The sequence below is a fragment of the Paenibacillus sp. FSL L8-0333 genome (assembly GCF_037965665.1).
In the GTDB taxonomy this organism is placed as follows: Bacteria; Bacillota; Bacilli; order Paenibacillales; family Paenibacillaceae; genus Paenibacillus_AQ; species Paenibacillus_AQ odorifer.
On the sequence record NZ_CP150186.1, the window covers coordinates 4,436,398 to 4,462,263 of the forward strand.

Annotated in this window: 26 protein-coding genes and 1 pseudogene; 6 read left to right on the plus strand and 21 right to left on the minus strand. The window is 46.0% G+C overall.

The features are described 5' to 3' along the window. Nucleotides 1-145: 145 nt before the first annotated feature. The 8 genes from NYE72_RS19870 to NYE72_RS19905 all read right to left on the minus strand — a co-directional run bounded on the left by NYE72_RS19870 (nt 146) and on the right by NYE72_RS19905 (nt 10,410). Nucleotides 146-2,104, minus strand: coding sequence for a carbohydrate-binding protein (locus NYE72_RS19870; RefSeq protein ID WP_076105254.1), 1,959 nt, complete (start codon nt 2,102-2,104; stop codon nt 146-148). An 83-nt stretch (nt 2,105-2,187) separates the two neighbouring features. Next, on the minus strand, nt 2,188-2,346 hold the full coding sequence (locus tag NYE72_RS19875) for a hypothetical protein (protein ID WP_178944312.1): 159 nt from the start codon (nt 2,344-2,346) through the stop codon (nt 2,188-2,190). A gap of 140 nt (nt 2,347-2,486) precedes the next feature. After that, nucleotides 2,487-3,497 carry a glycoside hydrolase family 130 protein gene (locus NYE72_RS19880; protein WP_038572282.1) on the minus strand — a complete coding sequence of 337 codons (1,011 nt, stop codon included), beginning with the start codon at nt 3,495-3,497 and terminating at the stop codon, nt 2,487-2,489. A 56-nt stretch (nt 3,498-3,553) separates the two neighbouring features. Beyond that, nucleotides 3,554-4,390 carry a carbohydrate ABC transporter permease gene (locus tag NYE72_RS19885; protein WP_094903770.1) on the minus strand — a complete coding sequence of 279 codons (837 nt, stop codon included), beginning with the start codon at nt 4,388-4,390 and terminating at the stop codon, nt 3,554-3,556. 14 nt (nt 4,391-4,404) lie between these two features. After that, nucleotides 4,405-5,307, minus strand: coding sequence for a sugar ABC transporter permease (locus NYE72_RS19890; RefSeq protein ID WP_038572287.1), 903 nt, complete (start codon nt 5,305-5,307; stop codon nt 4,405-4,407). 104 nt (nt 5,308-5,411) lie between these two features. Continuing rightward, nucleotides 5,412-6,794 carry an extracellular solute-binding protein gene (locus NYE72_RS19895; RefSeq protein ID WP_076100165.1) on the minus strand — a complete coding sequence of 461 codons (1,383 nt, stop codon included), beginning with the start codon at nt 6,792-6,794 and terminating at the stop codon, nt 5,412-5,414. Nucleotides 6,795-6,966: 172 nt separating this feature from the next. Further along, nucleotides 6,967-8,598, minus strand: a complete 1,632-nt coding sequence (locus tag NYE72_RS19900) for a response regulator (RefSeq protein WP_038572292.1) — start codon at nt 8,596-8,598, stop codon at nt 6,967-6,969. 3 nt (nt 8,599-8,601) lie between these two features. Then, nucleotides 8,602-10,410 carry a sensor histidine kinase gene (locus NYE72_RS19905; protein ID WP_339210307.1) on the minus strand — a complete coding sequence of 603 codons (1,809 nt, stop codon included), beginning with the start codon at nt 10,408-10,410 and terminating at the stop codon, nt 8,602-8,604. 197 nt (nt 10,411-10,607) lie between these two features. Here NYE72_RS19905 and NYE72_RS19910 point away from each other — a divergent pair, with 197 nt between their 5' ends. Further along, nucleotides 10,608-10,895, plus strand: a complete 288-nt coding sequence (locus tag NYE72_RS19910; protein WP_339210309.1) for a hypothetical protein — start codon at nt 10,608-10,610, stop codon at nt 10,893-10,895. Nucleotides 10,896-11,118: 223 nt separating this feature from the next. Then, nucleotides 11,119-11,328: a hypothetical protein gene (locus tag NYE72_RS19915; RefSeq protein WP_076273775.1), complete on the plus strand. Its 210-nt coding sequence runs from the start codon at nt 11,119-11,121 to the stop codon at nt 11,326-11,328. Between the two features lie 609 nt (nt 11,329-11,937). Here the strand turns inward: NYE72_RS19915 and NYE72_RS19920 are convergent. The 4 genes and pseudogenes from NYE72_RS19920 to NYE72_RS19935 form a co-directional block, all read right to left on the minus strand. Next, nucleotides 11,938-12,707: pseudogene (locus NYE72_RS19920) on the minus strand (IS5 family transposase). Nucleotides 12,708-12,730: 23 nt separating this feature from the next. Next, a complete protein-coding gene (locus NYE72_RS19925) occupies nt 12,731-12,862 on the minus strand; it encodes a ParA family protein (RefSeq protein ID WP_339210310.1) in 132 nt (43 codons plus the stop codon). Between the two features lie 66 nt (nt 12,863-12,928). Further along, nucleotides 12,929-13,417, minus strand: coding sequence for a hypothetical protein (locus tag NYE72_RS19930; RefSeq protein ID WP_339210312.1), 489 nt, complete (start codon nt 13,415-13,417; stop codon nt 12,929-12,931). Nucleotides 13,418-13,429: 12 nt separating this feature from the next. After that, on the minus strand, nt 13,430-13,591 hold the full coding sequence (locus tag NYE72_RS19935; protein ID WP_155288153.1) for a hypothetical protein: 162 nt from the start codon (nt 13,589-13,591) through the stop codon (nt 13,430-13,432). A 105-nt stretch (nt 13,592-13,696) separates the two neighbouring features. Between NYE72_RS19935 and NYE72_RS19940 the strand changes: the two genes are divergently transcribed. Next, a complete protein-coding gene (locus tag NYE72_RS19940) occupies nt 13,697-14,188 on the plus strand; it encodes a MepB family protein (protein WP_339210314.1) in 492 nt (163 codons plus the stop codon). Here the strand turns inward: NYE72_RS19940 and NYE72_RS19945 are convergent. After that, nucleotides 14,158-14,688: a hypothetical protein gene (locus NYE72_RS19945; RefSeq protein WP_339210316.1), complete on the minus strand. Its 531-nt coding sequence runs from the start codon at nt 14,686-14,688 to the stop codon at nt 14,158-14,160. The two genes, NYE72_RS19940 and NYE72_RS19945, sit on opposite strands and share 31 nt — an antisense overlap. 107 nt (nt 14,689-14,795) lie before the next feature. Here NYE72_RS19945 and NYE72_RS19950 point away from each other — a divergent pair, with 107 nt between their 5' ends. Next, nucleotides 14,796-15,404 (plus strand): isoprenylcysteine carboxylmethyltransferase family protein, encoded by a 609-nt coding sequence (locus NYE72_RS19950; protein ID WP_339210318.1) that lies wholly within the window; start codon nt 14,796-14,798, stop codon nt 15,402-15,404. A 128-nt stretch (nt 15,405-15,532) separates the two neighbouring features. Continuing rightward, on the plus strand, nt 15,533-16,801 hold the full coding sequence (locus NYE72_RS19955) for an alkaline phosphatase (protein ID WP_339210320.1): 1,269 nt from the start codon (nt 15,533-15,535) through the stop codon (nt 16,799-16,801). A gap of 69 nt (nt 16,802-16,870) precedes the next feature. On the opposite strand, the gene NYE72_RS19960 is transcribed toward NYE72_RS19955, so the two are convergent. Further along, nucleotides 16,871-17,071 carry a hypothetical protein gene (locus NYE72_RS19960; RefSeq protein ID WP_076105246.1) on the minus strand — a complete coding sequence of 67 codons (201 nt, stop codon included), beginning with the start codon at nt 17,069-17,071 and terminating at the stop codon, nt 16,871-16,873. 68 nt (nt 17,072-17,139) lie between these two features. Beyond that, nucleotides 17,140-17,661 carry a PadR family transcriptional regulator gene (locus tag NYE72_RS19965; protein WP_036688994.1) on the minus strand — a complete coding sequence of 174 codons (522 nt, stop codon included), beginning with the start codon at nt 17,659-17,661 and terminating at the stop codon, nt 17,140-17,142. Between the two features lie 181 nt (nt 17,662-17,842). Here NYE72_RS19965 and NYE72_RS19970 point away from each other — a divergent pair, with 181 nt between their 5' ends. Further along, a complete protein-coding gene (locus tag NYE72_RS19970) occupies nt 17,843-19,768 on the plus strand; it encodes an FAD-dependent oxidoreductase (protein ID WP_339210322.1) in 1,926 nt (641 codons plus the stop codon). 390 nt (nt 19,769-20,158) lie between these two features. Here the strand turns inward: NYE72_RS19970 and NYE72_RS19975 are convergent, their stop codons facing one another. The 6 genes from NYE72_RS19975 to NYE72_RS20000 form a co-directional block, all read right to left on the minus strand. Further along, nucleotides 20,159-21,253: a winged helix DNA-binding domain-containing protein gene (locus NYE72_RS19975; protein WP_339210324.1), complete on the minus strand. Its 1,095-nt coding sequence runs from the start codon at nt 21,251-21,253 to the stop codon at nt 20,159-20,161. A gap of 106 nt (nt 21,254-21,359) precedes the next feature. Further along, complete coding sequence (locus tag NYE72_RS19980) at nt 21,360-22,331, minus strand: ring-cleaving dioxygenase (protein WP_339210325.1); 972 nt, start codon at nt 22,329-22,331, stop codon at nt 21,360-21,362. Nucleotides 22,332-22,418: 87 nt separating this feature from the next. Beyond that, entirely contained in the window at nt 22,419-22,886 is a 468-nt protein-coding gene (locus NYE72_RS19985; protein WP_339210327.1) for a MarR family transcriptional regulator, read from the minus strand. Between the two features lie 80 nt (nt 22,887-22,966). After that, nucleotides 22,967-23,680, minus strand: coding sequence for a type II CAAX endopeptidase family protein (locus NYE72_RS19990; RefSeq protein ID WP_339210328.1), 714 nt, complete (start codon nt 23,678-23,680; stop codon nt 22,967-22,969). A gap of 98 nt (nt 23,681-23,778) precedes the next feature. Further along, entirely contained in the window at nt 23,779-25,119 is a 1,341-nt protein-coding gene (locus NYE72_RS19995; protein ID WP_326047746.1) for a HAMP domain-containing sensor histidine kinase, read from the minus strand. Nucleotide 25,120: 1 nt separating this feature from the next. Continuing rightward, the gene (locus NYE72_RS20000; protein WP_326047748.1) at nt 25,121-25,816 is read right to left on the minus strand and encodes a response regulator transcription factor; all 696 of its coding nucleotides are present in this window, start codon (nt 25,814-25,816) and stop codon (nt 25,121-25,123) included. Nucleotides 25,817-25,866: the final 50 nt, after the last annotated feature.

Consider the following 25,866-nt stretch of genomic DNA (forward strand, 5'->3'; position numbering starts at 1 on the left):
CCCTATTTCACTTCACTTAGGAGACTTGCTGTTTTTTTGTGTTAGTTGGTCAGTCGTAGAAAAAAACTTTAGCTGAATGTAGAGGCATATCATTTGATATACCCCTTTATCCATCTTATTGCAATTAAATCAAACCGTTTCCATTCTATTTGAACTGGAACCAAGTTAAATTTGCAACTGTGGTTGAATCTGACTTAACAAAAGTAACATATACTGTATGGGTTCCTACAGCTGTCCCGGCATTAAGCGAGATATTCTTGACTGACCATGTCTGCCATCCGCCTGTGCTTTCTGCCGTCCAATAACCCAGCATAGTGCCTGTAGGGCTGTCCAAGTGGAATTCTATTCTTCCGCCGGAATTAGCGGATGCGACCTTCAAATCAATACTTGTTTTAGCTGTACTACCAAAATCTACATTTTTAAATGCTATATAGTCGCCATTACTCCCTCCACCAACATCCAGCCCACCATCAGTGCTTGCCTCATAGGAAATAACACCTGAACTAAGGTTATAGCCTTCCGCTTCAAATTTCAATGTGTTGAATTTTGGAGCTTCAGCATAGCTGTTAGTATCTGTTATTTTCAATTCTGTCAATGTAGTTGCCGCAACTCCACCGACGCGAACATTGTTTAATGTAACTCCGGAGACAGTAAATGTATCACTCCAACCCTTCATTACTGAAATTTCACCTAAAGCGCGTAAATTGATATTATTATAGACCACATTTTTTATCGGTCCGCTTTTTGCAGAAAGATCAAACCATCTGGAGTGAACACCGGATCTTGGCCAGAAGCCTTCTACATCTATATTGTCAAATATGATGTTTTGTGCTGGTGTAGTCCCATAAAGATGACCTACCGCTAAAGCGCGCCAGCACCTGTATACATAAGAGTTTTTAACAACAATGCCATCCTGAAGCTGTTTAACTCCATCTCCAACCTTAAATGCTCCACATCTGCTCCAAGCCAAAGCATCATCCACAACTACATTTGACTGGTTTTCAGGACTTCCCGGCCAGTTTGCAGCTATATCCGTAGTTGCTACATCCCATGTCTTAAATGAGTATGTGTCATCCTCCGATACTGCTACCGTGTGCTTTATTAGTACATTCTGGCTCTCTTGAATGTCTATTGCATCATTTTCATAATCAAGTTCATTGTTGTTGAAATGCTTTGTATTCTGGAATGTGACGTTATTGGATCTTGTAACTATGGTAGCCCAGCCCCCGCTGTCTCTTATTGTTATGCCGTCAACCGTGAAGTTGCTGCACTGCAAGGGTACAAGAATATTGTTCAAATAATTCTTTGTATTTCTCATATAATGGCCATTGCCGTCAATAGTCCCCCTGCCGTATATCTTAATATTGTTTGCATTTGTTTCGGTGTAAATAAACCATGTTCCATCCTTACCCAGAGAATTCTTATGAAAATGGGTAGTGTAATCGCTCGGATTTCCTGAACCCCTTATAACAGAACCACCCTCCAGATAAACCGAAACATTGCTTTTTAAAACAAGGTTTCCGCACTTATAAACACCGGCTGGAACGTATACTATACCGCCACCTGCTGCGTTAGCCGCATTTATGGCGTTTTGTATTGCAGTTGTAGCCATAGCGGCACCGGTACTGTCGGCACCGTATTGAGTTTTAACATTGTATATACCTGTACCGGATGAAGCCGGAACATTGGTTTCAAGAGCATCTGCCGCAATAACCAGATCTTTCAGGTTATTGATTTTAACTATAAGATATGTTGGTGATGAAAGTGTAAATGTAAGTGTATTTCCGCTCTTTGTTGCACTAATTCCCAAAGCTTTGGGAGAAATATTATAGGTATTGATTGTCTCGCTTGCTGTTATTGTGATTGTAGTAGTACCTGAAAAAGAGAAATTACAATAATTATAGTTTACAAATACCGCCGAAGTGTCGATTACCGGTATATTTGTAGAGTCTGCTGTTACCGTGTATTGACTGGTCGTGGTATAGATCGACGGTAATGGATAGCTTACAATTGTATCCGCCGCTCTTGCTGTCAAAGGAACGACAGCTAAAAGACTGGCGAGCATACAAACAATTAAGCTTAATAATTTTAACTTTTTCAGCATAAATAAACACCTCTTTCATATTTTCAGGAAATACTCTGTCATCAGTGAATAATGATTTCACCAGTGATGCTCTATTACTCTTTTCATAAAATCGACATATTCCTGTTCAGCTTCGGAAGTGGCAGAGTAATACTAACCTTTTCTGCATCAGCAAAGTTTCCTTTTAAAATACGGTCCTGGTTTTGTTGCACCTTGTGCAGGATTTCTGCGTTGGTCGCTACTACTGAGCTGTATTGTTGCATTTTATGGATAATCTCCCCACGGTCGCTGTTGTTGATTTAGCATTGTTGCACTTCATGCACAAACTCCGCGCAAGCCGCTCCAATCATGGCACATGGCCCCACTGTTACTCCGCATTTCCGCCCTCAGCCTGCTTCCAATCTTATCTATGCTCCGGCTCCAGACAGAGTCGGAGCAGATCGTCCACATGGGCCGTTGCCAGACATTCTACCGTATCCGCAGAGCCATAATAGATCTTGACCTCGCCGTTATCCTCCAGAATCATCCCTCCCGGAAAAATCACATGATTGCGGAAGCCCCCGCCAATCTCATAGTCTGTCTCCGGTGCCAGCAGCGGCTGCCTGCTCATGCCGATCACCTTGCGGGGGTCCTCCAGATCCAGCAGCATAATTCCGGCGGTATAGCGCTTCTTCCAGGTGTCCTCCCAACCATGCTTGCCTCTGGCCGGGTCCACATCCACCGCATGGAAGGTGGTCAGCCAGCCCTTATCCGTCCGGACCGGAGGTGCGGCCGGACCGACCTTGTCATTGGCAAACGGCACCTGCTCGACGGCGAGCAGTAGGCTGGAGTTGCCCCAATGCTTCAGGTCCGGCGACTCGGAGATCCAGGCATCGAAGCGGTCCCTGCCGCCGCGGCTGTATACCGTGAAGGGACGCTCCAGCCGGACATACTTGCCGCCGATCAACTCGGGAAACAGTACCATATTGCGCAGGTCCGGTGTAGACAGGCTGAGCACCTCGAAGTGTTCCAGATCATCGGTAACGGCAATTCCGCCGCGGATGCCATGGTGCGTATCCACGGCAAAACACATATAACAACGGCCGCCGATCACGGTCAGGCGCGGGTCGTAGGCGCGGATAATTTCCTCGTCATGCATTTTGAACACTGGCTTCGGGCCGGCGGTCCAGCTCAGCCCGTCGTCACTGTAAGCAATGCCGAGATCCGTGGTGTGGTGCGGCTCAAGCGTCTGATCGGCCAGTGAGCCGTAATCATTGCGGAAGATCATCACATATTTGCCGTTAAATTTCGTTACACCGGCATTGAATACCAGTGCGGTGGGGTAAGGAATCTTCGCTGCAGCCAGCACCGGATTGCCCGGATACCGCCGGATGAACGGGGCAGATTGCAGAATCGCCGGAACGTGTTGAGTCATGGGGTGTACCTCCTTGAATGTTAAAGATGGATTATGGGTTGCGCAGGGCCAGACCGCTACCCTTTGAGGGAACCGGCCGTCATCTGCATGAAGGATTTGTTGGCGAACAGATAGGCCACGAGAATCGGCAGAATGGACAAGCAGGCGCCCGCCATCATATAGTGGGTCTGGGAAGCGGCTGAAATCCCGTATTTCAGGTTCGCCAGCCCGACAGTCAGCGTCTGCAGCTCCGGCTTCGTCATCGTGAACACGAGCGGCAGCAAATATTCATTCCACGCGCCGCGGAAGGTGAACAGCCCACCTACGCCGAGTCCGGGTCCGAGCAGTGGCAGAATAATTCGCCAGAAGGTGCGGCCAGGGGAGCTGCCGTCCATCAGCGCCGCCTCATCCAGCTCACGGGGAATCCCCTTCATGAAGCTGGACAGAATGAAGAAGATCGAAGCATGGGCGGAGATCAGAATCAATATGACCCCCCACAGGCTGCTGTGCAGATGAAGCTTGACCATCAGATCAAACTGCGGACGCAGCACGACCGCCCCTACTGCCACGAACATAGTGAAGGATTGCAGGCCGATATACAATTTCTTGCCTGCAAAATCCATCCGGTCCACCACATAAGCCGCCATGGATGATACCAGCAGCGTGCCAACCACCGCCGCCAGAGAGACAATCAGGCTGTTCAGCGTATATCTGGAGAAATTCGCCTGCGCCCAGGCTTCGGCATAGTTCGAGAAGTGCCAGCTATCCGGCAGGAAGGTGGCTCCCGCAGTCAGTTCGGCATTTGTCTTGAAGGAGCCGAGAATGGTGATAACGACCGGAATCAGAGTGATAAAAGCAAATGCCAGCAAAAAAATCCACAGGATGATATTGCCCAGTATGGTTCTTAGTCTCATAATATCCTCTCTCCTCAATCGGTCTGATTCATACGTCTGGATGCGTAGAAATAAATGAGCGATATGATCCCGACGATGACCGCAGACACAAAGGCGACCGCACTGCCGTATCCGAACTCTTGGACCTGGACCGCCGCGCTGCCTCCGCCGACAGGGAAAAATAATTTGTACAAATACAGGAACATCACCTCTGTCTTGCCTACGGGACCGCCTTCGGTCAGCACCATAATGCTCTCGTAGCCCTTCAAAGCTGTAATGATCGCCAGCATAATGACCATCTGCATGACAGGCCCGAGCATTGGCAGGGTGACATAGCGGAACTGCTGGATTCTGCCTGCTCCGTCCAGGGAAGAGGCCTCATAAACATCCTCCGGGATATTCTGCAGACCGGCGAGGAAGAGCAGCATGTAATTGCCGACCGCCCCCCAGGCTGCAACCAGAATGACGGTGAGCATGGCATATTTCGGCCCCAGCCAGTCCACACCGGAATCGGAAAGGCCCGAACGGATCAGAAACTGGTTGAGAATCCCGTTATACGAGTTAAAGATCGTGAAGAAGACTACGGCCATTACGGCAGTACTGATGACGGTCGGCATGAAGAAAATCCCCCGCAGCAGCTGTCTGCCCCGCAGCCCTCGATTCAATATGGCGGCCAGCAGCAGAGCCAGCGGAATGGTGATCAGCAACTTGCCGCCTGCATAGACAAACGTGTTACCCACCGACTCCCAGAACTGGGTATCCTTCAGGATGCGTCTGAAATTGGCCAGCCCGGTAAACCGGGCCGTTCCGAACCCTTTGTAATCATAGAACATATAGCGGAACGCCCAGGCAATCGGATAAATCCCGAGGACCAACGTGAGCAAGGCACTTGGAAAGATAAAGCTGTATGAAAATAAGGCTTGTTTTGTTTTGTTCATCTGGTTTCTTACGGCTCCTCTCCCTTGCGGCCAGAGCAGAGGGAGAGGAAAGCTGCTTCCCCATCCCTCTGCTTTGGCCTATATCTCTATCCCTAACCTTCCGTCTACTTGGCGAACTTGCCGCCCAGTGCGGCGGGGTCAAAGCCGGCATCCGGCTCGGCCTTCACGCCATCATTCGCAATCACGCTGTCCAGTGCAGTGTTATAGCGTTTGTTCAGATCGGCGATAATCGCCTTCAGATCGCCGCCGTTCAGCATATACTTGAAGAAGGCGTCATCCGATTTCATCCCTTCCGGTGCTACAGACGGATAGACCGGCCACACTCCATCGTGCTTGTTCGGCAGGAAGCCTTCAATGCCGTTCACATCCGGTGTCTTGGCTACTGCGCTGACGGATGGAACCATGGAGATGCCAAAGCCTTTTTCCTGATAATCCGTCAGCACCTGATCGCCGTACATGAACTCCATGAACTTCCAGGCTGCTCCTTTGTGCTCCGACTTCGAGCTCAGCGCCAGCCACTGGCCCCCGAGGAAGCCCGAAGCCCCCTTCACGGTGCCGTCGATGGTCGGAACCGGAGCGGCTGCCCAGTCAATCTTGGCCGGGAACTGATTCTTGTAGACACCCGGCTCCGAGGAGTAGGACATATACATTCCGATTTTGCCCTCTGCAAACTGCGACCGCAGCGGATCAATATCCAGTGATTCCACACCCGGCAGCATGCTGCCGTTGTCCCGGATCTGCTTAAAGGCATTGATGATCGGCTCGAAGCCGCTGAAATCGTAGCGGGCCGTCTTGAAATCATACCCGAAGCCGCCGTAGCCGCTCATCTCCGCAATCACCCGCGCCGAACGCCCGAACGCGCTTCCGGGGCTTTTGAAGTTCTGGGCGAAGCCGTAAGCGCCATCCGCTTTACCGGCTTCCGTCAATTTTTTGGCGGTTTCCACCAGCTCCTGCAGGGTAGCCGGCGGATGCTCAACGCCTGCTTTGGCGAACAGATCCTTGTTGTATACAAGACGCATGGTTGTTCCATAATTCGGCAGACTGTAACGCTTGCTGTCGAATTCATTCAGATCCGGCATGGCCGGGAATTTCGTCTTCAGCTCATCGGTGAGGAACTCGTCAATGGGAGCGAGAAAGCCTTTTTTGTAGAAGGTCTGGATGGTATTCTCCTTCACCCGGATTACATCCGGCGCATCGGAGGTTTGGAAGGACAGATCGAGTGCGGTATCGAAGTCGTCGCCCTTGACGACCAGTTCCACCTCAATCCCGTCGGTATTGGTTGCGTTGAACTCGGCTACCTTGTCCTTCACGAAATCCGCATCATGACGGTCGCCGGTCCAGTAGCTGATTTTGGTCTTGTCCCCCGAGCCGCCTGTCTTCCCGTCTCCCTTACCTTCTGCAGCATTGCCGCCGTTACCGTTGCCGCAGGCTGTCAGGCCAAGTGCCAGGACCAGGCTCAGAGATGTTATTAGCATACGCTTCATCATTGGTAGTTCCCCCTTATATATCCCTGATGTATTCGCTTACAACCTGATTATAGACGGATTGGCGCATCCGGATAAGGCGGGTAAGCCCACTTTAAGGGCAGATTTCTGCAGAAGCTTTATACAGTGAAGGGAGGCCACCTCCGCCCTGCGGACATGCCTCCCCTGCGCATTTTTATTCTTTTCCAAGATAATGCAGTTTGAACTCGGACGGGGTCATTCCGGTATATTTCTTAAACACCTCGCTGAAATAGCGCCTGTGCTCATACCCAAGATCCTGGGCGATCTCCTGAACCTGCCGTCCGCTGATCAGCATCGCCTTGGCCTTCTCCATCTTCTCGTGCATCACATACTGCTGAAACGAAATCCCCTGCACCTTCTTGAACAAGTTGGAGAAATACCCCTGGCTGAGGTTAATCTGCTTCGCTACCTGCTCCAGCGACAGTCCCGTATCCAGATGGCTATCGATATAAGCGGCGGCCTGGCGGATAATCCGCGTGGACTCCAGGGAACGGGTCTCTGTAACCAGCGCACAGGCCTCCCGGCACAGCCCGGACAGCAGGTCCCGGATATCCTGCAGGGAAGGATGCACCTGGTTCTTCATGACGGCAATCCTGCGCTCCAGCGGCTCCACCTGCCCGTAGGGGAACTGCTCCAGCAGGACCCGGCAGATCCTGTAGCCCAGCTCATAGCCGACGCTTTCCACATAACGCGGCTCAGGCAAAAGCCCGCTGTCCAGCAGCTCCGCGAATAGCTGATCGAGCATCTGCAGGCTTTTGGCAGAATTGCCGGAACGCAGGGCGAACAGCAGCTCCTGCTCGGCGGCGGCGGAGTAGCTGTGAAGTGCGAGCGGTTTATTCTCGATATTGCTGTAAATGTAGACCCCGTTGCCTCCGGTGTAGAAATGATAACCCAGCGCGCTAATCGCCTGCCTGTACGCTGCGCTCAGCTCCTGAATCGCCGCTGCGCCCAGCCCCACGCCAATGGAAAGCGTATGCCGGGAGAACCGGCTTACATTCGTGCAGCAGGCCTCCGTAACCAGCGCGGCCGTATCCGGGTCCGAGCCGTTCATGATGCAGACATACCGGTCTGTCGCCTCCCGGATGATGACGCCGCGGGTCCAGGCGGAAATCGTCTCTTCGAGAATATTGTGCAGGCTGAACCGCAGCAGCTCGACCTCCTGCACAGGCTGGCCGCTCAGTTTCTCCGTGAAATGATCAATTTCGGCGACAAACACGAAGAAATCATGCTGGTCCAGAGGGATATCGAGATAGGCCCAGCGGGAACGTGCATCCGATTCTGTCGTCTGGTGGTGCAGCAGGAAGATGAGATATTCCTGGCGGAGAATAGGCAGACTTTCTCTGATTTTGGCCTCCATCACAGCAAGTCTGGTGGTCTCCTGACGCTCCTCCCGGCACAACTCCCTGGCCTTCAGCACAGCCTGCATAATCTCGTCCAGCGAAAAGGGCTTCTTGACGAAATCAAGCGCCCCTAGTCGGATGGCTTCCTGGGCATAAGAGAACTCCGAGTAGGCGCTGAGGATAATAATCTTGCAGTCCGGAAGCACCTCCAGAATCGCCCGGGTCATCTGCAGGCCGTCCATTCTTGGCATTCGGATATCCGTCAGCACAATGTCCGGCCGGGTCTCGCGGATAATCTGCAGCCCCGCATCACCGTCAAGCGCCGTACCGACGACCTCAATACCGTGCTCCTGCCACGGCGGCTTGCGCGAGACCATCTCCACCACACTTTTAATATCGTCGATTACACATAACTTGAACCTTTCCTGCTCCAGCTCCCAGTCCATCCTTCATCTCTCCTCCCCTAACGGAATCCACAGATCTGTCCGTGATCCCTTACATGGTTCGCCGCCAACGTCCATACGTGCTTCGGCCCCGTAATACAGCGCCAGCCGATGCCTGATGTTGAACAGGGCATAACCTTTCCTCGACTGCGGAGCCCTGACCATCCCCTGCTTGACCCGTACAGCATCAAGACCCCGCCCGTTGTCGGTAATGCAAATATGCAGCAGTTCCTGCTCCCGGCTGACCGTGATGTCGATCCGGCCGCCGGCGGTCCGGTCGCTGAACCCGTGCTGAATGCTGTTCTCCACCACCGGCTGCAGGATAATCTTGGGCAGCAGGCAGGACAGCAGGGCCTCGTCCTCAACAGTCACCGTGTATTCAAACAACCCTTCATAGCATTTCTGCTGAATGGCGAAATACTGCTGCATGTGGGACAGCTCATCCTCAAGGGGAATCAGATCCTTGCCGCCGCTGAGCCCGATCTGAAACATCTGCGACAACGACAGGATCATCTCATTCACATCATCATTCTCGCCCATGACCGATTTGCAATAAATGGTATTCAGAGTATTGTACAGAAAGTGCGGCTCCATCTGCGCCGTAAGTGCGCGGATCTCTGCATGACGCTTGTCCTCCTCCTTGGCCTTCACATCTGCAATCAGCACCTTAATCTCCGACATCATCCGGTTGAACTGATAGCCGACCTGGGCAACCTCATCCTCATAACGGCTCTCATAAACTACGCTTAGCTGGTTCTCCTCGACTCTGCGCATCAGCCGCCGCAGCTTGAACAGCGGCTTAAGCAGCACAGACGTCAGCTGATTGGAGATCAGCCAGGTGGCCAGCAGGAAGAATGCGATGACATAGAGGGTGATGCGCTGCACCCGCTGCAGCTTGCCCAGCAGCTGGTCCCTCGACTGCATGCCGGAGATGATCCAGTCCGGCGATGCCGCTGAGCCTGTATAATTAACCAGATACTCCTTCCCGCCATAGCTGTAGTTGTAATCCTTGGGACCGGCTGCTGTCCCGGCTCCGGCAAGCATCGGCTTCCAGGGGAACCTGCCTTGGAAGGGCCAGTGGGACTCCACCACCGCCTCGCCTTCCCCGCTCACCAGGTAATAATCCCATCCCGCTTGTTGTCCCCCTTTATTCAGCAGCTCATTTATCCGGCTCTCCCTGATATTGACCACAATAAATACATTGCTGATCGGTGTGTAAGGGTATTCATAAATTCCCCGGACCACGAAGGAGACCACCCGCTGGCTGCCCGTGAATAACCGGTCATAATGTCCTTTGGCCCAGTAGCCGCCCGGCTTCCCCTTGCTCAGACCGTATAATTCCGAGTCGTAGAATGAATAGTCCTGCGCCCGGGTCTGCGTAGTGGAATAGAAATCGCCTATCGGGGTAACGATCAGTACATTCTCAATGATCGGCTGATTGAACGTTGCCTGGGAGAGCACATATTGCAGATCCGACAGATGCACATAGTAATTCGACACATCATGGCTGAACACATCGAGCATCATCTTGCGGTACGCATCGCTCAGCATCAGGGACTGCACGGACAGCGCCACATCATTCAGGCGGGAATCCAGCAGCTGTGCCGTCTTGCTTACGGTCTCCTGGCTGCCCGCGTAGGCATTGTCCTCGATCTCCTGCGCGGCAATCCAATACGAGAAGCTGCCCATTGCACTGATGGACAGCGTGATCAGCACGATGAACGAGAACAGAATTCTCTGCTTGATGGATATCCGGTAATACCTGCTGACGATCTGCCGCCGGATCTGTCGGCCATAGGCTGTGAATTTATTCATAGTTCCCCCTTCTTGAGCATGTGTTTGTATGTTTGTATGTTCTTGTCACTTGTACCATACGGCTGCTCCAGCCCGGCGTCAAGACAGGGCATGACTATTTAGCTGATTCTGTCCCTTATTATCAATAGGCAGGGGGCCTCCGCTTAACATGGTGCGGATTCATTAATCATGGCTCAGGTTGACGGGAAGCTACGCGATTGAGTAATTATGCTTGTGACGGTCAGTCCATTCCGTTTGATGCCTTTCTGCGGCAAATGTTGAACGATCCAACAGTAGCAGAGCTCACTGATTTTGTTGCCTCATACGTAAAAAATAATACAATTAGCCAAACTGACGGTTTCAAGGGCGATTCTATGAAGCATAAAACAGAGATGGGGGGAACGTTGAGCGAAGTCCTGCCCCAACTGAATACTGGCGGCAACGCAGTGTTCACTTATTATGGCGGCAAGCAATCTAGTCCGCTTCATGTGGTATTCCATGTATAGGTCTGGGAACAATAAACTGCTTCCATTTGCTGCTTCGACACCTGGATGAATAAGGGCTGGGACCAGTTGTTGGCATTACGATTGCGGATGTAGAGCGCTATTGAGACCAGGAACATTGACGGATTGATCGAACGACTGGCTGACGACTATGCGGCCCGTCTTCTGGATACCGGACATCGTCAATTTCAGCTAATCGGCTACTGTTTGGGAGGACTGATCGCGGTTGAAACAGCTGGTCGTTTGTTGGAGGCAGGGACTGGAGGTTGTAGACTTGGTGCTGGTAGACAGCCATCCTGTTTTTCATTCCATTGAAGATGAATTAGCAATGGAAGCGCTATTAGTACCGAACCTTAATATTTCACTGGAGCAGACCGGTTTTGTCGGAGTTGCCTCGGGACAACTTATTCGCGACCTACAGACAGTTTTTCTGTGAAAATAAGGGGAACTGGACGAATGGACGAATTTTAGTTTTTGGAGTCGGCCTTCTAAGTAAGCTTCTTTGTTTTTCAGCATGCTATAGGCTATGACCAGTAGGGTTCGTGCCATAGCAATTGGCGTTAGCATGAAAGAAGTACAAGAATGGCTAGGTCACAGTGTCTATTCCACCACAGCCAACATCTATGCTCACTTGGAATTCAGTTTTAAGGTCACTTCCGCAAACCGAATGAATGAAGTAATAAAAATAAAAATAGTCCACCAGATTTTTAATCTATTGAACTGCTCTTAGTAAAGGGCGAGAGGACTCGAACCTCCACGGTTTCCCACTCGATTTTGAGTCGCGACTGCTATTGAGAAGATAGCAGAAATTAAGTCCAAGAAGAGGAGTTTAAAGACCGCTAAAAATCCTTGTAGAATCAAGGTTTTTAGCGGTCTTTCTGGTCTTTTCCAAGCCCGTAAGGGTTCCCGGCATCTGGGCAAAATGAAGCTTTTTGGGACGTTGGAGAGAACTCGGGAAGAACTCAGAAAGAACAACAACAGAACGGCCCGCTCCCTACCATTGACAAAATAATGAAGCATCTGCGTAGGGCGTATCTGAAAACTATCATTGAGCCAATTTAAAAATGGAAGCTATGTATATAAACGCGAGGAATGACTTAGTCAACTTATCGTAACGAGTGGCCACACGGCGAAAGTGTTTGATTTTATTGAAAAAGCATTGAACCAAGTGGAGTTCTTTCTACCGATACCAATCGACCTTCCATGGATGTTGACTATTCGTTTTAGGCGGAATGGTGTAAGTGGCCTGTTTAGTCGTAATCCAGTTCCGAATCGCTTCTGAGCCATAGGCTTTGTCGCCAAGAATGTGACTTCCAATAATATCTAACTCCTGAAGCAATTCAATCGCTGGAAAAGAATAACTTGACCACCCGTCAGTAGAAAAGCTAGAGGGTTGCCTAATCCATCGACCATGGCATGAAGTTTGGTCGTCTTGCCGCCACGACTGACGCCGATGTGTTGGTTTACTTCGTGTCCATCTGCGTTTTTTTTTGCACCGGCACTGTGTCGGTGGGCTTTGACCGATGTAGAATCGATGCTCAAGTTTTTAAAATCGGGTTCGATGTGAAGGGCTTGGAAGATGGCGATAAGGAGTCCGGAGTCTCTCCATTTGCAGAAACGACTGTAGACCGTTTTCCATGAACCATAACGTTCTTCCGGCAAGTCTCGCCATGCCGCACCACTTCGGGCAATCAAGGAAAGGCGTTAAACATCGTACGATTGCTTAATTTCGACGGTCTTCCTGTTTGATAGGGGGAACATGTCCTTTATTTGTTCCCACTGTTCATCGGTTATTTCGTACCGTCTTGGAATCATGCTTGTTTCTCCATTCGTTTTTCTCATATCATACCATAGGATTCTTTAGTTTTCAGACACGACCTAGATAAAGCGTAAGCAAGATTGTATGCAGTGGTCGTTTTGCCTATACCGCCTTTCTGATTGGCAATGGTAATAACCGTCGTTTTGGACATTTCAATCCCCTCCCTGAAAACAGTAGGCTATTAAAATGAGTAAAAAAGATTTTATATCGTTCTCCTTTAACTGTTTCGCTTCTCTTCAAAGTCAGTCAAAACTGGCTCGGGAAGTTTGCGTTTCAAATGTGCCAGTATATGCTCAAAGCAATATACCAATGATTCGCGGTTTAAGTTCGGTATCCGTCCTAGCAACTCCCACTCGGCATTAGTCAGATTCTCTTTACACTTCAGGCATTTATGGTTTGAAACCGCAAATGATTGTATTGGAGCGGCTCCATCCTCCACTCCTGCAGGTGGTCCACTCTGTTGTAAATGTGCAAGCGCTGGGTTCCCTGCCCAGTCCTCAAGCATGTAGGGGGCGAGATCCTTCCATCCCATCTCATAAGTATCAATCGCGTCGATGAAAGCTTCATTGACTGCCTGATCGACCGCTGTACGTATTAACTTGGGCTCGGCAGCAGGATCTCCATTCATAATCGATACTCCGTAGCCATCACGAGTATAGGGTCCAATACGGATCTGTACGATCGCCTTTACATAGCGATGTGGCACACTAATATCCAGCTACTTAATCTCCTTATCCCACTCACTGCCTGTTGCAGTCTCAATTCGATCTGTATAGACCTGATTGGGGATATAAACTCCCTTCTTATCTTTTCGGTGTGTTACTGTCCCTTCCGGAAAGCGCTGCTTCAGCGAAGCTATGATCTCCTGATAGTTATCCATCCTCTCATACCTTTCTATTAGTCATATTTTTTCATGATTTTAGAAAATCGTTCATAAACGATGGCCATGTTTACTTCTATCCTACATAGTGACTTACTTGCTACCATGGAAGAAGTATATAATCCTTGCAGGTTTGATTGCTCCGAACCTATTCTTGAACCGCAAAATGCGGAATACGGAGCATATATCTTTACCTTAAATGCGCTGGCCATTAGATTCCGGGTGGCTAAAATCACACCCACTAAAGTCGGGCAATTTGTGACACTATGGGAGCGAATTGGAGATCATCCCATCCAACCCTATGACATCTCAGATCCTGCTGATCTCTTCGTTATAAGTACACGAAATGGGAATCACTTTGGCCAATTTATTTTCCCAAAAGCTGTCCTAGGAGAACATGATATTCTATCTGCTAAAGGTGAAGGTGGAAAAAGAGCTTTTCGAGTCTACCCGCCTTGGGACAATCCCACGAGTCGCCAAGCTCAAAAAACGCAAACATGGCAGTCGGAATATTTCTTGGATATCCCTGCAAATAAACCCGTAGACTACCTTCGTGCACAAGCACTTTACGGTTTACCTGTAAATCTTACGGTCTGACCTATCTCCTCCACATGTTCCTTATCGCCCTGCAAAATAAAATAATAGTATACATCATCTCCTATTTTCACTGCTTCGGGATATTTAATTATAAGCGCCGCTTGATGATTCCATTCCTCTCCTTGGTCAGTAGAAGGCATTATCAACTTTGCCTTCTCTTCCTCTTTTAACCTCTCTAATGTCAGTTCAGTGATTTGCGGATTGGAGCCATAAGGCTTCAGCTGATGGGAGGCAATAATTTCAGCTACTTCATCTATTGATTGTCCCTCTCCAGACATAGCGGATAATTGAAAAAAACCATCCTCCCCCTGACCCTTCTCATCATCTGCTGAATCGACGACCCATTCCGTTGGATACTTCAAAGAGACTCCATAAGCATTGGATGTAAAGGTTGCAAGCCCAGTTTGCGTAAGCAGCATACCGATTACAGTACCTGCAAGTGCAATAACCACGATAACCAACACCCAAAGCCACCGTTTTTTGTATACATTTGTTTTCACGATATCCTCCTAAATCAATAATTAGTTGACATGTACAATATTAGGAAATAAGATATAAACAAATATGTGAGCAATCATTCATATGTATTAGTAAGGAGGAAATCATAATGAGCGATCTTAAAAAAATCCTATCTCTACTTCTTTTCTGCATCTTCCTATTTTCTTATCTATTAAAGCTCCTTATACTTTACAAGAAAAACCACATTAAAGGAAACGTTCTGGCTAAAGGCGATAAACTATCTAAGATCCATTATACCGAGCTATTGGTAAAAACCTCTACTTTTTTATGGGGCGCAGCATGGTTTGTTTTTTCCGTAGCAGAGTCCTTTATGGTTACACTTGTAGGTAAACCGTTTGATATTCCTGTAATTCACTTTAGCGGTGTTGGTGTAGCTGCCCTCGGATGTTTTATTTTCATTCAAGCTATGATTGCTATGCGCACTTCATGGAGAGTTGGGATTGATAAGACTACTGTAACCAAACTCATCACACACGGTATTTATAAATATAGTAGAAACGCTGCATTTGTCGGGTTTGATCTCATGTTTCTGGGATTGTATCTGATGTACCCCAATCTGTTAACACTCCTAATATTCATTCTTAACATTGCCGCGATTCATTTACTAATTCTTCAAGAAGAGCAACATTTAAAGTCCGTATTCAGAGATGAATATATCCAATATTCCAATAATACACCTAGATATTTTCTATTTTAAAATCTTTTATCACAGCTCGGATAATTTATATTCGCTATATCATTTTACATTTTTTACAAGACAAGAAAACATTCTCTTAATGTAACTACTATAATATGAGACTGTAAACATACATTAGGAGGGAAATTATGAAATCACCGAAAAAGCATGGCGTCAAAACAGCAATTGTAGCGACAGCGGCAACGGCTCTTTTTGTATCCAGCATAGTCACTACTCATGCACCTAATCAAGCAGACGCAGCATCTTCGAACACAAGAAATGTAATTCTGTTTATTGGAGACGGAATGGGTGCTGCTCAGCGTGATGCCATCCGGCTTGCCACCGTAGGTGAAAAAGGAAATCTAGCAATGGATTCGATGCCATACGTTGGATTAATTCATACAAGCTCCACTGTCCCTGTTACAGATTCGGCTGCTTCTGCTTCAGCCTATGCCAGCGGTGTGAAAACTTATAATGGAACTATCGGAATGGATGCCGATAAAAAAAGTGTTAAAACCATTATGGAATATGCTAAAGATGCCGGAAAATCGACAGGTGTCGTTACTACTAGTCAGATTACAGACGCGACTGGCGCCGCATTTGGTGCTCACGTCGAAGACCGCTCAAAGCAAAGTGATATCGCCCTCCAGCTTCTGACTAAGAGCAAGGTTGATGTTCTGCTTGGTGGGGGTGAGGATTTCTGGTACCCTGCAGGCAATCCCGGGAAATTCCCAGATGAACCCGCTGAAGATCCTTCAGAGAAAAGCAAAGGAACACAAGGTAACCTTGTTGATAAAGCTAAACAATTGGGCTACACCTATGTAACGAACAAAGCGGATATGCAAAAAGCTAAAGACGGCAAGCTACTGGGAATATTCGCAAACGAGGAAATGTTCCAGCAAAATCCTGAGGGTGAAGGGGATATTTATAATCCGGTGGTATCGCTGCCCGAGATGACTAAGAAAGCTATAGATACGCTAGCAACAAATAAAAAGGGATTTTTCCTTATGGTGGAAGAAGAAGGCACTGACGAATTTGCACACCAAAACAACGCTAAAATGACGATTAAATCAGGTCAAGAACTGGACAAATCCGTGCAAGTAGCCAAAGACTTCGCCAAAAAGAATCCAGATACACTGGTTCTAGTTCTTGCCGATCATGAGACCGGCGGATTTTCTATTGAAGCAGTTGACGCAGATGATGAGTCCGGTGACGCCATATCCAAAGAAGACGGTCCATTCGCCATCGCCAATTCCAAACACAATTTTGTAGTGGACTGGACGACCTCAGGCCATACTGCGGTTGATATTCCAATCACAGCTATGGGCAAAAATGCACAATTATTTACTGGAATCTACGAAAACACCGAAGTATTCACCAAGCTTATGCAAGCATCAGGTTTTAAAGCCAAAAAATAAAGGCGAACAATAAAAGACTAGCCAAATTAAGGAGGATGCCCCCTGCTCTCTATTGAGCAGGGGGCATCCTCACTTCTGATTACCTCGGTTGATATTAGCATCAATTAAAGCATTTTTGTGCTTGTTATCTTCTTCTTCTTCTTCTGTTACAACTACGCTTTTCAAAAATAACGGACTGTTATTAGTAATCATCAAATTATACTCATTATCGTTTGCTACTTTTGTATCATACTTAAGTATTTCTTCACAGTCATAAGCTTGACTCTCCAATCTTATATTCTATTGTACCTCCTCATATTTTAAAAAATGATTGGTTCATAGGGTGCTAAACTGTTTCCTTATGCTTCTAATTTACGTGACAGCTCCTTAATTAACTCGATCTCTCGTAAAACCATACTTCGGGTGTAAAAATAGAGCTCCTCAGAGTAATCCATATCCTCACTATTGCCTACTACTTTGGATAACTGCTGTAAATGGTCCAGCTTTTCGTTCATATAAGTCTCTCTGTAATCAAGCAATCTTCTACGTGTCTCCTGATCCAAAAGCTCATAATAAGCAAGACGAATAGACCATTCATTATCAATTCGAATAGTCTCCAGCGTAAATTCTGTTAAGCAGGTGTTAAACCGCTCCTCACCCTCAGTAGTTATAGAATATACATAACGTTTAGGCCGGCGTTCCTGAATTTCCGTTTTTTTGATTACCCATTTTCGCTTTTCAAATAATTTCAGCTTTGGATAAAGCGAGTTATTGTTTACGATTTTATCATTGCCCATTACAAAAATAATGTTTTTTTTAATTTCATAACCATGTTTGGCCCCTTTCATTAATTGGGCCAGAATCAAAACTTCAATATCCATAATCATCCTCCGGGCTTCCGGAATACGTATCCGGTTCATCATTTTCTTATATTACCTCAATTACTACATTTCTGCCAAATCACTCGTGATTTTTTGCACATACTTTCACCCTACCCTTTCGCTAATATAGGTTAAAATAACCTATTTATTTTTAACCTATATGTAGAGAGGAAGTTATCATATGGAATTCACACATTTATTTAGCAAGGGCACAATCGGAAATATGGAGCTTAAGAACCGGGTCATTTTACCAGCGATGGGCACGAAAATGAATGCGCCGGGTGGATACGTCAGTGATCGTCTGATTGATTACCATGTAGCACGAGCTAAAGGCGGCAACGGCTTAAATACTGTAGAAGTAACAACTATTCACCCAACGGCGGCCTCCGATGATGCTCCTGCCCTTTATGATGATAAATTTATTCCAGGTATGGCTCAATTAGCATTAGCTATTCGAGAGGCAGGAGGCAAAAGCTGTCTACAGTTATGGCATGGAGGTAAAGTAACTCCCAACCTAATTCAGGTCTCCTCTTCACCTGTTCCATTTGAAGGCGTAAGTCATATACCACGTGAACTTGCGCATCATGAAGTCGGCGAGATGGTTCAAGCTTACGCAGATACAGCCTCACGTGCGAAGAAAGCCGGATTTGACAGCGTGGAATTCCATGCCGGCCATGGTTATTTGCCCCAACAATTTCTAAGTCCTGCAATGAATTTTCGTCAGGATGAATACGGCGGTTCTTGGGAGAATCGTTGCCGCTTCCCGTTGGCTTGTATCCGCGCTATCCGGGAAGCGGTTGGACCTGGGTTCCCTATCTTGATGAGAATTTCTGCAATTGAGGATCTACCGGGCGGACTTACGCTGGAAGATATGAAGCTCTTCTCGAAGCTCGCTGAAGAAGCTGGAATTGATGCTATTAATGTATCTCGTGGGGTCCCTGCTGGCGCTGCAATTAAATATGAAGTTCCGCCAATCGATTTACCTGTGGGCTTCAATGTAGATAACGCGGCACAAATTAAATCTGTGGTTAACATCCCTGTTATTGCCGTAGGCCGTATTAATGATCCAGCAATTGCAGACCGGATAATCGCGGAGGGTTTGGCTGATTTTGTAGCCATTGGGCGTGCGCAGCTGGCTGATCCGGAATTCTGCAATAAAGCTTTAGCCGGACGTGCAGACACCATCGTTAAATGTGTGGGTTGCGACCAAGGCTGCTTCGATGGATTCGTGAATCCTAATGTGCCATTTATCAGCTGTGTGTTTAATCCTGCAACCGGCCGTGAAAGTGAATATGAATTGCAGCAAACGAATATCCCCAAGAAAATACTTATTGCTGGTGGTGGCCCTGGTGGATTAGAAGCAGCTGTCACACTGAAACGACGTGGGCATCATCCAATATTATGCGAAAAAAATGACATTCTAGGCGGACAGCTCTATATTGCCGGCGCCGCACCACGTAAAGAGGAAATGGCTGCAGCCGCTCTGCATATGGGAGAAACCGCTAAACGTGAAGGTGTAGACATTCGATTGAATACAGAGGTTACACCTGAATTAATCCAAGAAATTGGTCCAGATGAGGTCATTCTTGCAATCGGATCTTCTCCTATTATTCCGCCTGTGGAAGGTGTCGACAGTTCACATGTGGTCAATTCACATGATGTGTTGTGGGGAACGGTTCATCCAGAAGGAAGAGTCGTTATTATCGGTGGCGGTTTAGTGGGGCTTGAGGTCGCAGAGCTGCTTGTAGAACGCGGACATCAAATCACTGTAGTTGAAATGCAAGCCGATGTTGCTAATGATCTAGGACTTTTGCGTAAAATCTGTGTCATGGAAAGTCTATATGGACATGGCGTTGAATTAATAACCAACAGCAAATGTATGGCGATTCAAGGGGATAGCGTAATTGTTGAAAAAGACGGCGAATCTCACAGCCTACCTGCTGATTATGTAGTAATCGCCGTAGGTTCACGCGCCCTCAACAAACAACCTCTTCAGGATTTCTTGGAGGAAAGCTCCATCCCTTATCATGTAATTGGCGATGCGGTGCAAGCGCGTAGAGCGCTTAATGCGATTTGGGAAGGCGCTGAATTAGCTAGACGAATCTAATTAAGCTAGCTATAAGATTTATGAAACAAACCCGGCAGGTCGCCCTGCCGGGTTATTTTTTACTCAGAGTGCATTCGTGAGCGGTTATCCGGTAATCGGTATCCATTCAACCATTCACCCATTATGCCGTTCTGTCGTTCGGACTCAGGAGGCGCTATTGAGCTAAAAGTAGTCTTTTTACGAATCTATCGGACCCAGATGCCGCTATTCCGCAAAAACAGGGGGCAAAAGTGGTGCTGCGACGGGAATAACTGCATTGGAGTCCGAAAAGCTCAGCAAATCAGCATTTAGGAGCTAATAAGTGCACTGGTGTCCGTTAGCGTTAAAGGTGCGCACAAAAGTATGGTAAGAAAGATGAAAACGGTGAGAATGATGAGAATAGTGAAATACTCATGTCAATGAACCACTCACATTCATTTTGAGTATCGGCAGCCCGATAAATGCCGCATATCGCTCAGCTTCTTTAAGTACCAACTTTTCCGTATCGCCCAGCTCGGCAAAAGGATGGATCACAATCTCGATCCCCTTGGTCTTTAGAGTTCTTTTCCATGTACCCACAACCTGACCCTCCACAACAATCGTTGGAAGAAAAACACCATTATTCCCCGGAACTATCAAAGGAGCAACGTCAGGCTCTAGAACGGCACTTCGGTCTTTATAACCAAGAATGTACTCATCAAAACCCGGAAGCAGATGAACGCCCGAGTCCTCAGCAGTTGGCTCTAGCCGATCAGCAGACATCCAATACTCACTGCCATCAATAACCTCTGATTGCAGTTGACTTTTGGCCGCTTCCAATCCTCGTCTGGCATCTGTAAGGGTTATGCCTGCCCACCAAGCAAAATCTTGAACAGTTGCTAAACCATGTCCAGTGAAATATCTCCGAGCGAGTTCATACAATGACTCTTCGTAAGTAAGATCGCGAAAATGAGGCACCCATTCCTCTAGCAAAACAATCGTTTGCTGCTTACCATTCATCGGCCCGAAACAAATCAGCCCTTGGTACGCAACATTCCACAACATATGATAACCACGCTGGTTCCCTGTGTGAATACCTTCTTCTTCTATTAGCTGAAGTAAAAGAGCACGATCTAGCTGCTTTCCACCTTGTAAAGCATTAACTATAATATGTCTACAACGTTCTAGTGTCTGATCATCTAGCCCAAGCTCTGCATTTCGTCGCTTTGTTTGTCCCGTTAAACGCGGCACAGATAGCTGATGCATCCACTTTACATCTTCCGGTGGGACAAAATGAAGCGTACCACGCAGCGTCCAATTCAGAATAATCTTGCGATCAACGATAGCACACTCTATATCAGCTAAATTCGAAGATGGAGTACGTAATCCGATCGCCCACATCGCCTGCATGTAATCCTGCGCCTGTATTGCCCCTAATTCTTTAACGACCTGTTCGGGCTTGATTAGCTTGGAATCAACGATCTTCTGATTATATAAACGCTGAGCAGCTATCATTTTATTCGTCACACTTTACCTCCTTAAGTGAACCTTATCAAACCATCGTCTAACCTTATAGGAATGATTTTAATATAATTTTTTCCAATCTCATAGTTTTTCTTATTTCTTAGCTATATTATTGGATAGGATGAAGTTTCGATTCAATCTCTTCCCGGCGTTCTTCCAGAAAAGAAGGTAAGGTCAAATTCTCGCCCAGCGCATCAAAAGATTCATCAATCTCAAACCCTGGACCATCTGTAGCAAGCTCAAAAAGAATATGGTTCGGATCACGGAAATACAAAGAATGGAAGTAATAACGATCAATGACCCCTGTGTTCTTGAACCCTGCAACTGTGATTTTAGCAGCCCATGCGGTTAACTCTTCCAGATCCTTCACTCTTATAGCCACATGATGAATACTGCCTTTTCCCGGTCTTTCCCGGTCTTGATCATTAACTTCTTTGAGCTGAAGTTCAGTGTACAAGCCGCCTTTAGCTGTTTCATAAATATCCACCATTACCTTCGGGTCACCCATGGATGGCACTCTACGAACTTGTGTATAGCCTAAAATATCCTCCAAAACAGCCTTTGTACGGCTAGCCTCACGGACAGTCAATTCAACGGGACCCAAACCAACAATGGCATATTGTGGTGGAATATCATCAGTAATCCAAGGTTCTACCAGCTGAGTCACATTATCTTTTTCTGCGGACACCAGATGAACCGTTAATTCATCACTATCCTGAAAAGTAAGCGAATTGCGCTCCTCTATACTTACGATAGCTTCATGAGCGATTTCAAATGTATCTAATCTGTTAGCCCAATATACTAAGGCCTCATCGCTAGGAACGAGAAGAGAGATTGCAGAAATGCTGTTCGTTCCTTTCCGGGTCTGGCCTGCATTTGGCATATCAAAAAAGGATACCTCGGTGCCTGGAGCGCCATTAGGGTTGCCATAGAATAAATGGTACATGGTTGGATCGTCCTGATTTACGGTTTTTTTGACAAGTCTTAGTCCCAGAACTTTTGTATAAAACCATAGGTTTTGTTTAGCGTCTTTAGTAATCATTGATACATGATGTTGTCCGGTTATTTGTTGTTGGCTCATTTTAATTTCCTCCTAATATGATTATGGTTTACTAGTAAACTGATGCTGAAAAAAGGAAGCTTTATTCAGAATAAAGCTTTAGCGCAACTACTGAGCTCCTCGTGGAATTCGATTCTCATTTTGGCTATGGCGGTGAATCTTCTTAAGCATGCTGTAAAATACCTTTTTCTCCTCGTCCGTCAGTGGATCGAATAACGAAGCTTGGAAATCCGATTGCAAAGGAAGAACTTTCTCGATAAGCGCCTGGCCCTTTTCAGTTAAAGAAATATACTTCACCTTCCAATCCTGCTTGCGTTCAATCCATCCTTCTTTTTCTAATCTGCCAAGCATATGTGATACTCCACCTTTAGTAATGGTTAAATGCTCGGCAATTTCCATCTGTGTCACAGGCTGATGTAATAGTATTTGTACTAACGCATCAAACTGGCTAACCGTTAAATCAAACTGCTTCAAGAACTCATTGGAAAGATCGTTACTATTGTCATAAACTCTTACCAGCCGCAGCCAGATCAACAAGCTTAGTTTGTTGTCTTCAGTGAATCCATTGTTTCGCATTATGCCACATCCATTGCTTTGGAATTGGATCTATTTGATTATCAGTTTACTAGTAATCTGATGTGGAGTCAAGTTTCGTATTAACTTAAGAAATAGAGAAGCACAGATAAACCATTACTAAACATGTGTGCACTTATTGGCACTAATATATTTTTTCTTTTCTCATATAGGTAGGCAAAGATTAATCCAGCAGTCATATAGGAGAAGATATTCCACATTTCGTTATAGTTACCCTGAAAAACCACGGCTCTATAGACATGCTGGAAGCCAAATAAAAAGGAAGATATCAGATAAGCCAGAAGACGGCTTTTCCTGCGGATCGTTCTGTAAATGGTCGCCCGATACACTAATTCTTCAATCACGGGACCAATCCATACCACATTCACTGTAAAAATAAATGGATACGAAGACAACATTGCCCGTAAATCCACCTCATTAACAGACTTTGTAATGGGATGAAAGATGGAAATTAGTGTGGGAATCAACATACTTCCGATGATAATAATCAAACAAAGTCCCCAAACCATCCATACCATATTACGCACCCAGTGTTGTCTGAAATCATGAACAGCTTGTTTATAGAACCCTCTAATACCTATAATCACTCCTATGTAGATCAGACTATTCAACAGTAAGGCCATTCGATTTTGTTGTTCTGGCTGCCAAATAAAAACATGGTTAAGAATCTCCATAATCGGCCGGATCAAGAGAATAGAGAACAATCCTAAAAAGTACATTACTGCTAATATAACGCCCAAGATCAATTGCCTTTTACTTAATTTCTCATCAATCATTATAATCTAATCCCCCATGTAAAATTGTTAATAGACTGAATATCAACCATTTTAGCATTGGGAAATTTCATACGACTTAATGTAATCTTACATAGACCTTAAATTTTCCAGTTCAGCCCAATTATAATTTCAAACTGGTTATCCTGCGTATTCAGCTGAACAGTCCCTCCATGAGCAGTTATTATTTTCTGAACAATGAGTAGCCCTAATCCAGAACCTGCCGGGTTCAAGGCTGATGGTTGACCGTAATTAACAAAAGTAAGCTTGGCTCCATCACTCACCTTTTCCAGCACAACTTGAAACTTAGAACCTCGCTCCTGATAAGCGATGGCATTATAAAGCAGGTTTGAGAATACACGGTTCATTCTTTTTTTATCAAACTGTAGAATTATTTCTTCTGGCTCGATTACAAAATCAGGAATCAGACCCGCAGCCTCAAGCTCGGGCAACATATGTATCATTTCTTCTCTCAAATATTCTGAGAAATCATCTGTTGTAACATCCAAACGAAATTCGGGACTTTCCATTCTCGATAATTCAAACAAATCCTGAATCAATACATTGGCACGGATACTATTTTCGTATATTATTTTGGCAAATTCCAAATGTTCTATCCGACCGCTCACCTGTTCTTTTAGTTCAAGCTCTGCGTAACCCATAATACTTGTTAATGGATTTTTTAAATCATGGGATATATCCAATATTAGATTTTTTCGATTATTTTCACTCTGTTCTTTTAACGAGGTCTGGATCTGAATCACTTCTGCCATATGATTAAAAGCCTGCTCCAGTTGACTAAACTCCCGATTCCCGCCTACCTGCACTCTTGCTGAATAATCCCCATTCTTAACCTTTTCTACAGCAGCGGACAACTGGTCTAAGGGTTTAATGAAACTAACCGCCGTAATCTTTGCATAAATCATCGTGCTTAGAATCAGAATCAATAAATAACCTAACCCTATAAACCCAAGCATTTGAAGGGTATGATCCTGCATAGGTGAATCTGAATTCCAATGGAAACTGCCTGTCATTTTCACTTGTATAGGTAAAGAGACGATCAGCCAAAATTGTTCCTGCTCATTATATTCAACAGTGATCATATCTTTGTTAGCCCCAGTATTCATTAGAAAATCCGTAAATTCTTTGACACTAATCTGCTTGGACGTAAATGGATTTTTGCCAATGTAGTGTATGACTTCGTAATTGGAATTCACAACCTGTAAACTGCCCCCGACATCATTAATAACACTAGTGTCAATTCTTTGATAGTCATTTTGCATAAGCTTAGCAGCCGTTAACTGATTATAAATAATGTCCTTAGATCCCAGCCTGTTCATGCTAAACAAAGCAACAATCACCAATATCGTGATAACCGTTGTTATAAGAAAGATCGCGATATAGTTTTTTAACAATTGATAGGATATATTATGTTTTCTCATCTTATTTACCTGGATTGTAGAATTTGTAACCTAGTCCACGCACTGTGACGATAAATTCGGGATGGTGTGGGTCCCGTTCGATCTTATTCCTTAGACGGCTGATGGTAACCATTATCGTATTATTATCACTATAGAAATCTTCTTCCCACGCTGCTGCATATAACTTTTTGGGCGTAAAAATTTGATTAGGACTCTGCATCAGACATTGTAATACCTTATATTCCTTGGCATTTAAAAGAACCGGACTTTCATTTATGTACAACATACATTCCTTTAAATTCAGCTTCAATTCTCTATGTTGGATTGTTTCTTCAGTTATCGATTGGCTAAGATCGTATATATTTCTTCGTCTCAGCTGCGCCTCAACCCTAGCCACAAGCTCTGAAGCACTAAATGGCTTCACCATATAATCGTCCGCTCCAAGACCTAAACCAACAACCTTATCAATTTCTTCACCGCGGGCAGTTAACAAGATAACCGGAATATGGCTTTTCTCTCTTATCTGTCGCAACAGATTAAGCCCATCAAGCTTGGGCATTACAATATCCAGAATGGCAAGATTTATTTCATGTTGATTAACAACCTCTAAAGCCTCAATGCCATCCTTGGCTTCGAATACTCGATAGGATCGATCTTCTAAATGTATTTTCACTAGTTTTCTTATATCAGTTTCATCTTCAGCAATCAGTATATTCATCGCTCAATTCCCCTAACTAATCTCAAATAGCTGAGTCTTTTCACTCAGTA

Bases quoted from the DNA above. Each gene is read 5' to 3' on its own strand.
- NYE72_RS19905 (WP_339210307.1), bottom strand. From the start codon at position 10,410: ATGAATAAATTCACAGCCTATGGCCGACAGATCCGGCGGCAGATCGTC.
- NYE72_RS19965 (WP_036688994.1), bottom strand. From the start codon at position 17,661: ATGGATATTGAAGTTTTGATTCTGGCCCAATTAATGAAAGGGGCCAAA.
- NYE72_RS19875 (WP_178944312.1), bottom strand. From the start codon at position 2,346: ATGCAACAATACAGCTCAGTAGTAGCGACCAACGCAGAAATCCTGCAC.
- NYE72_RS19870 (WP_076105254.1), bottom strand. From the start codon at position 2,104: ATGCTGAAAAAGTTAAAATTATTAAGCTTAATTGTTTGTATGCTCGCC.
- NYE72_RS19895 (WP_076100165.1), bottom strand. From the start codon at position 6,794: ATGATGAAGCGTATGCTAATAACATCTCTGAGCCTGGTCCTGGCACTT.
- NYE72_RS19890 (WP_038572287.1), bottom strand. From the start codon at position 5,307: ATGAACAAAACAAAACAAGCCTTATTTTCATACAGCTTTATCTTTCCA.
- NYE72_RS19955 (WP_339210320.1), top strand. From the start codon at position 15,533: ATGAAATCACCGAAAAAGCATGGCGTCAAAACAGCAATTGTAGCGACA.
- NYE72_RS19885 (WP_094903770.1), bottom strand. From the start codon at position 4,390: ATGAGACTAAGAACCATACTGGGCAATATCATCCTGTGGATTTTTTTG.
- NYE72_RS19990 (WP_339210328.1), bottom strand. From the start codon at position 23,680: ATGATTGATGAGAAATTAAGTAAAAGGCAATTGATCTTGGGCGTTATA.
- NYE72_RS19970 (WP_339210322.1), top strand. From the start codon at position 17,843: ATGGAATTCACACATTTATTTAGCAAGGGCACAATCGGAAATATGGAG.
- NYE72_RS19900 (WP_038572292.1), bottom strand. From the start codon at position 8,598: ATGGACTGGGAGCTGGAGCAGGAAAGGTTCAAGTTATGTGTAATCGAC.
- NYE72_RS19935 (WP_155288153.1), bottom strand. From the start codon at position 13,591: ATGGATAACTATCAGGAGATCATAGCTTCGCTGAAGCAGCGCTTTCCG.
- NYE72_RS19980 (WP_339210325.1), bottom strand. From the start codon at position 22,331: ATGAGCCAACAACAAATAACCGGACAACATCATGTATCAATGATTACT.
- NYE72_RS19950 (WP_339210318.1), top strand. From the start codon at position 14,796: ATGAGCGATCTTAAAAAAATCCTATCTCTACTTCTTTTCTGCATCTTC.
- NYE72_RS19940 (WP_339210314.1), top strand. From the start codon at position 13,697: ATGGAAGAAGTATATAATCCTTGCAGGTTTGATTGCTCCGAACCTATT.
- NYE72_RS19880 (WP_038572282.1), bottom strand. From the start codon at position 3,497: ATGACTCAACACGTTCCGGCGATTCTGCAATCTGCCCCGTTCATCCGG.
- NYE72_RS19985 (WP_339210327.1), bottom strand. From the start codon at position 22,886: ATGCGAAACAATGGATTCACTGAAGACAACAAACTAAGCTTGTTGATC.
- NYE72_RS20000 (WP_326047748.1), bottom strand. From the start codon at position 25,816: ATGAATATACTGATTGCTGAAGATGAAACTGATATAAGAAAACTAGTG.
- NYE72_RS19995 (WP_326047746.1), bottom strand. From the start codon at position 25,119: ATGAGAAAACATAATATATCCTATCAATTGTTAAAAAACTATATCGCG.
- NYE72_RS19925 (WP_339210310.1), bottom strand. From the start codon at position 12,862: ATGTCCAAAACGACGGTTATTACCATTGCCAATCAGAAAGGCGGTATA.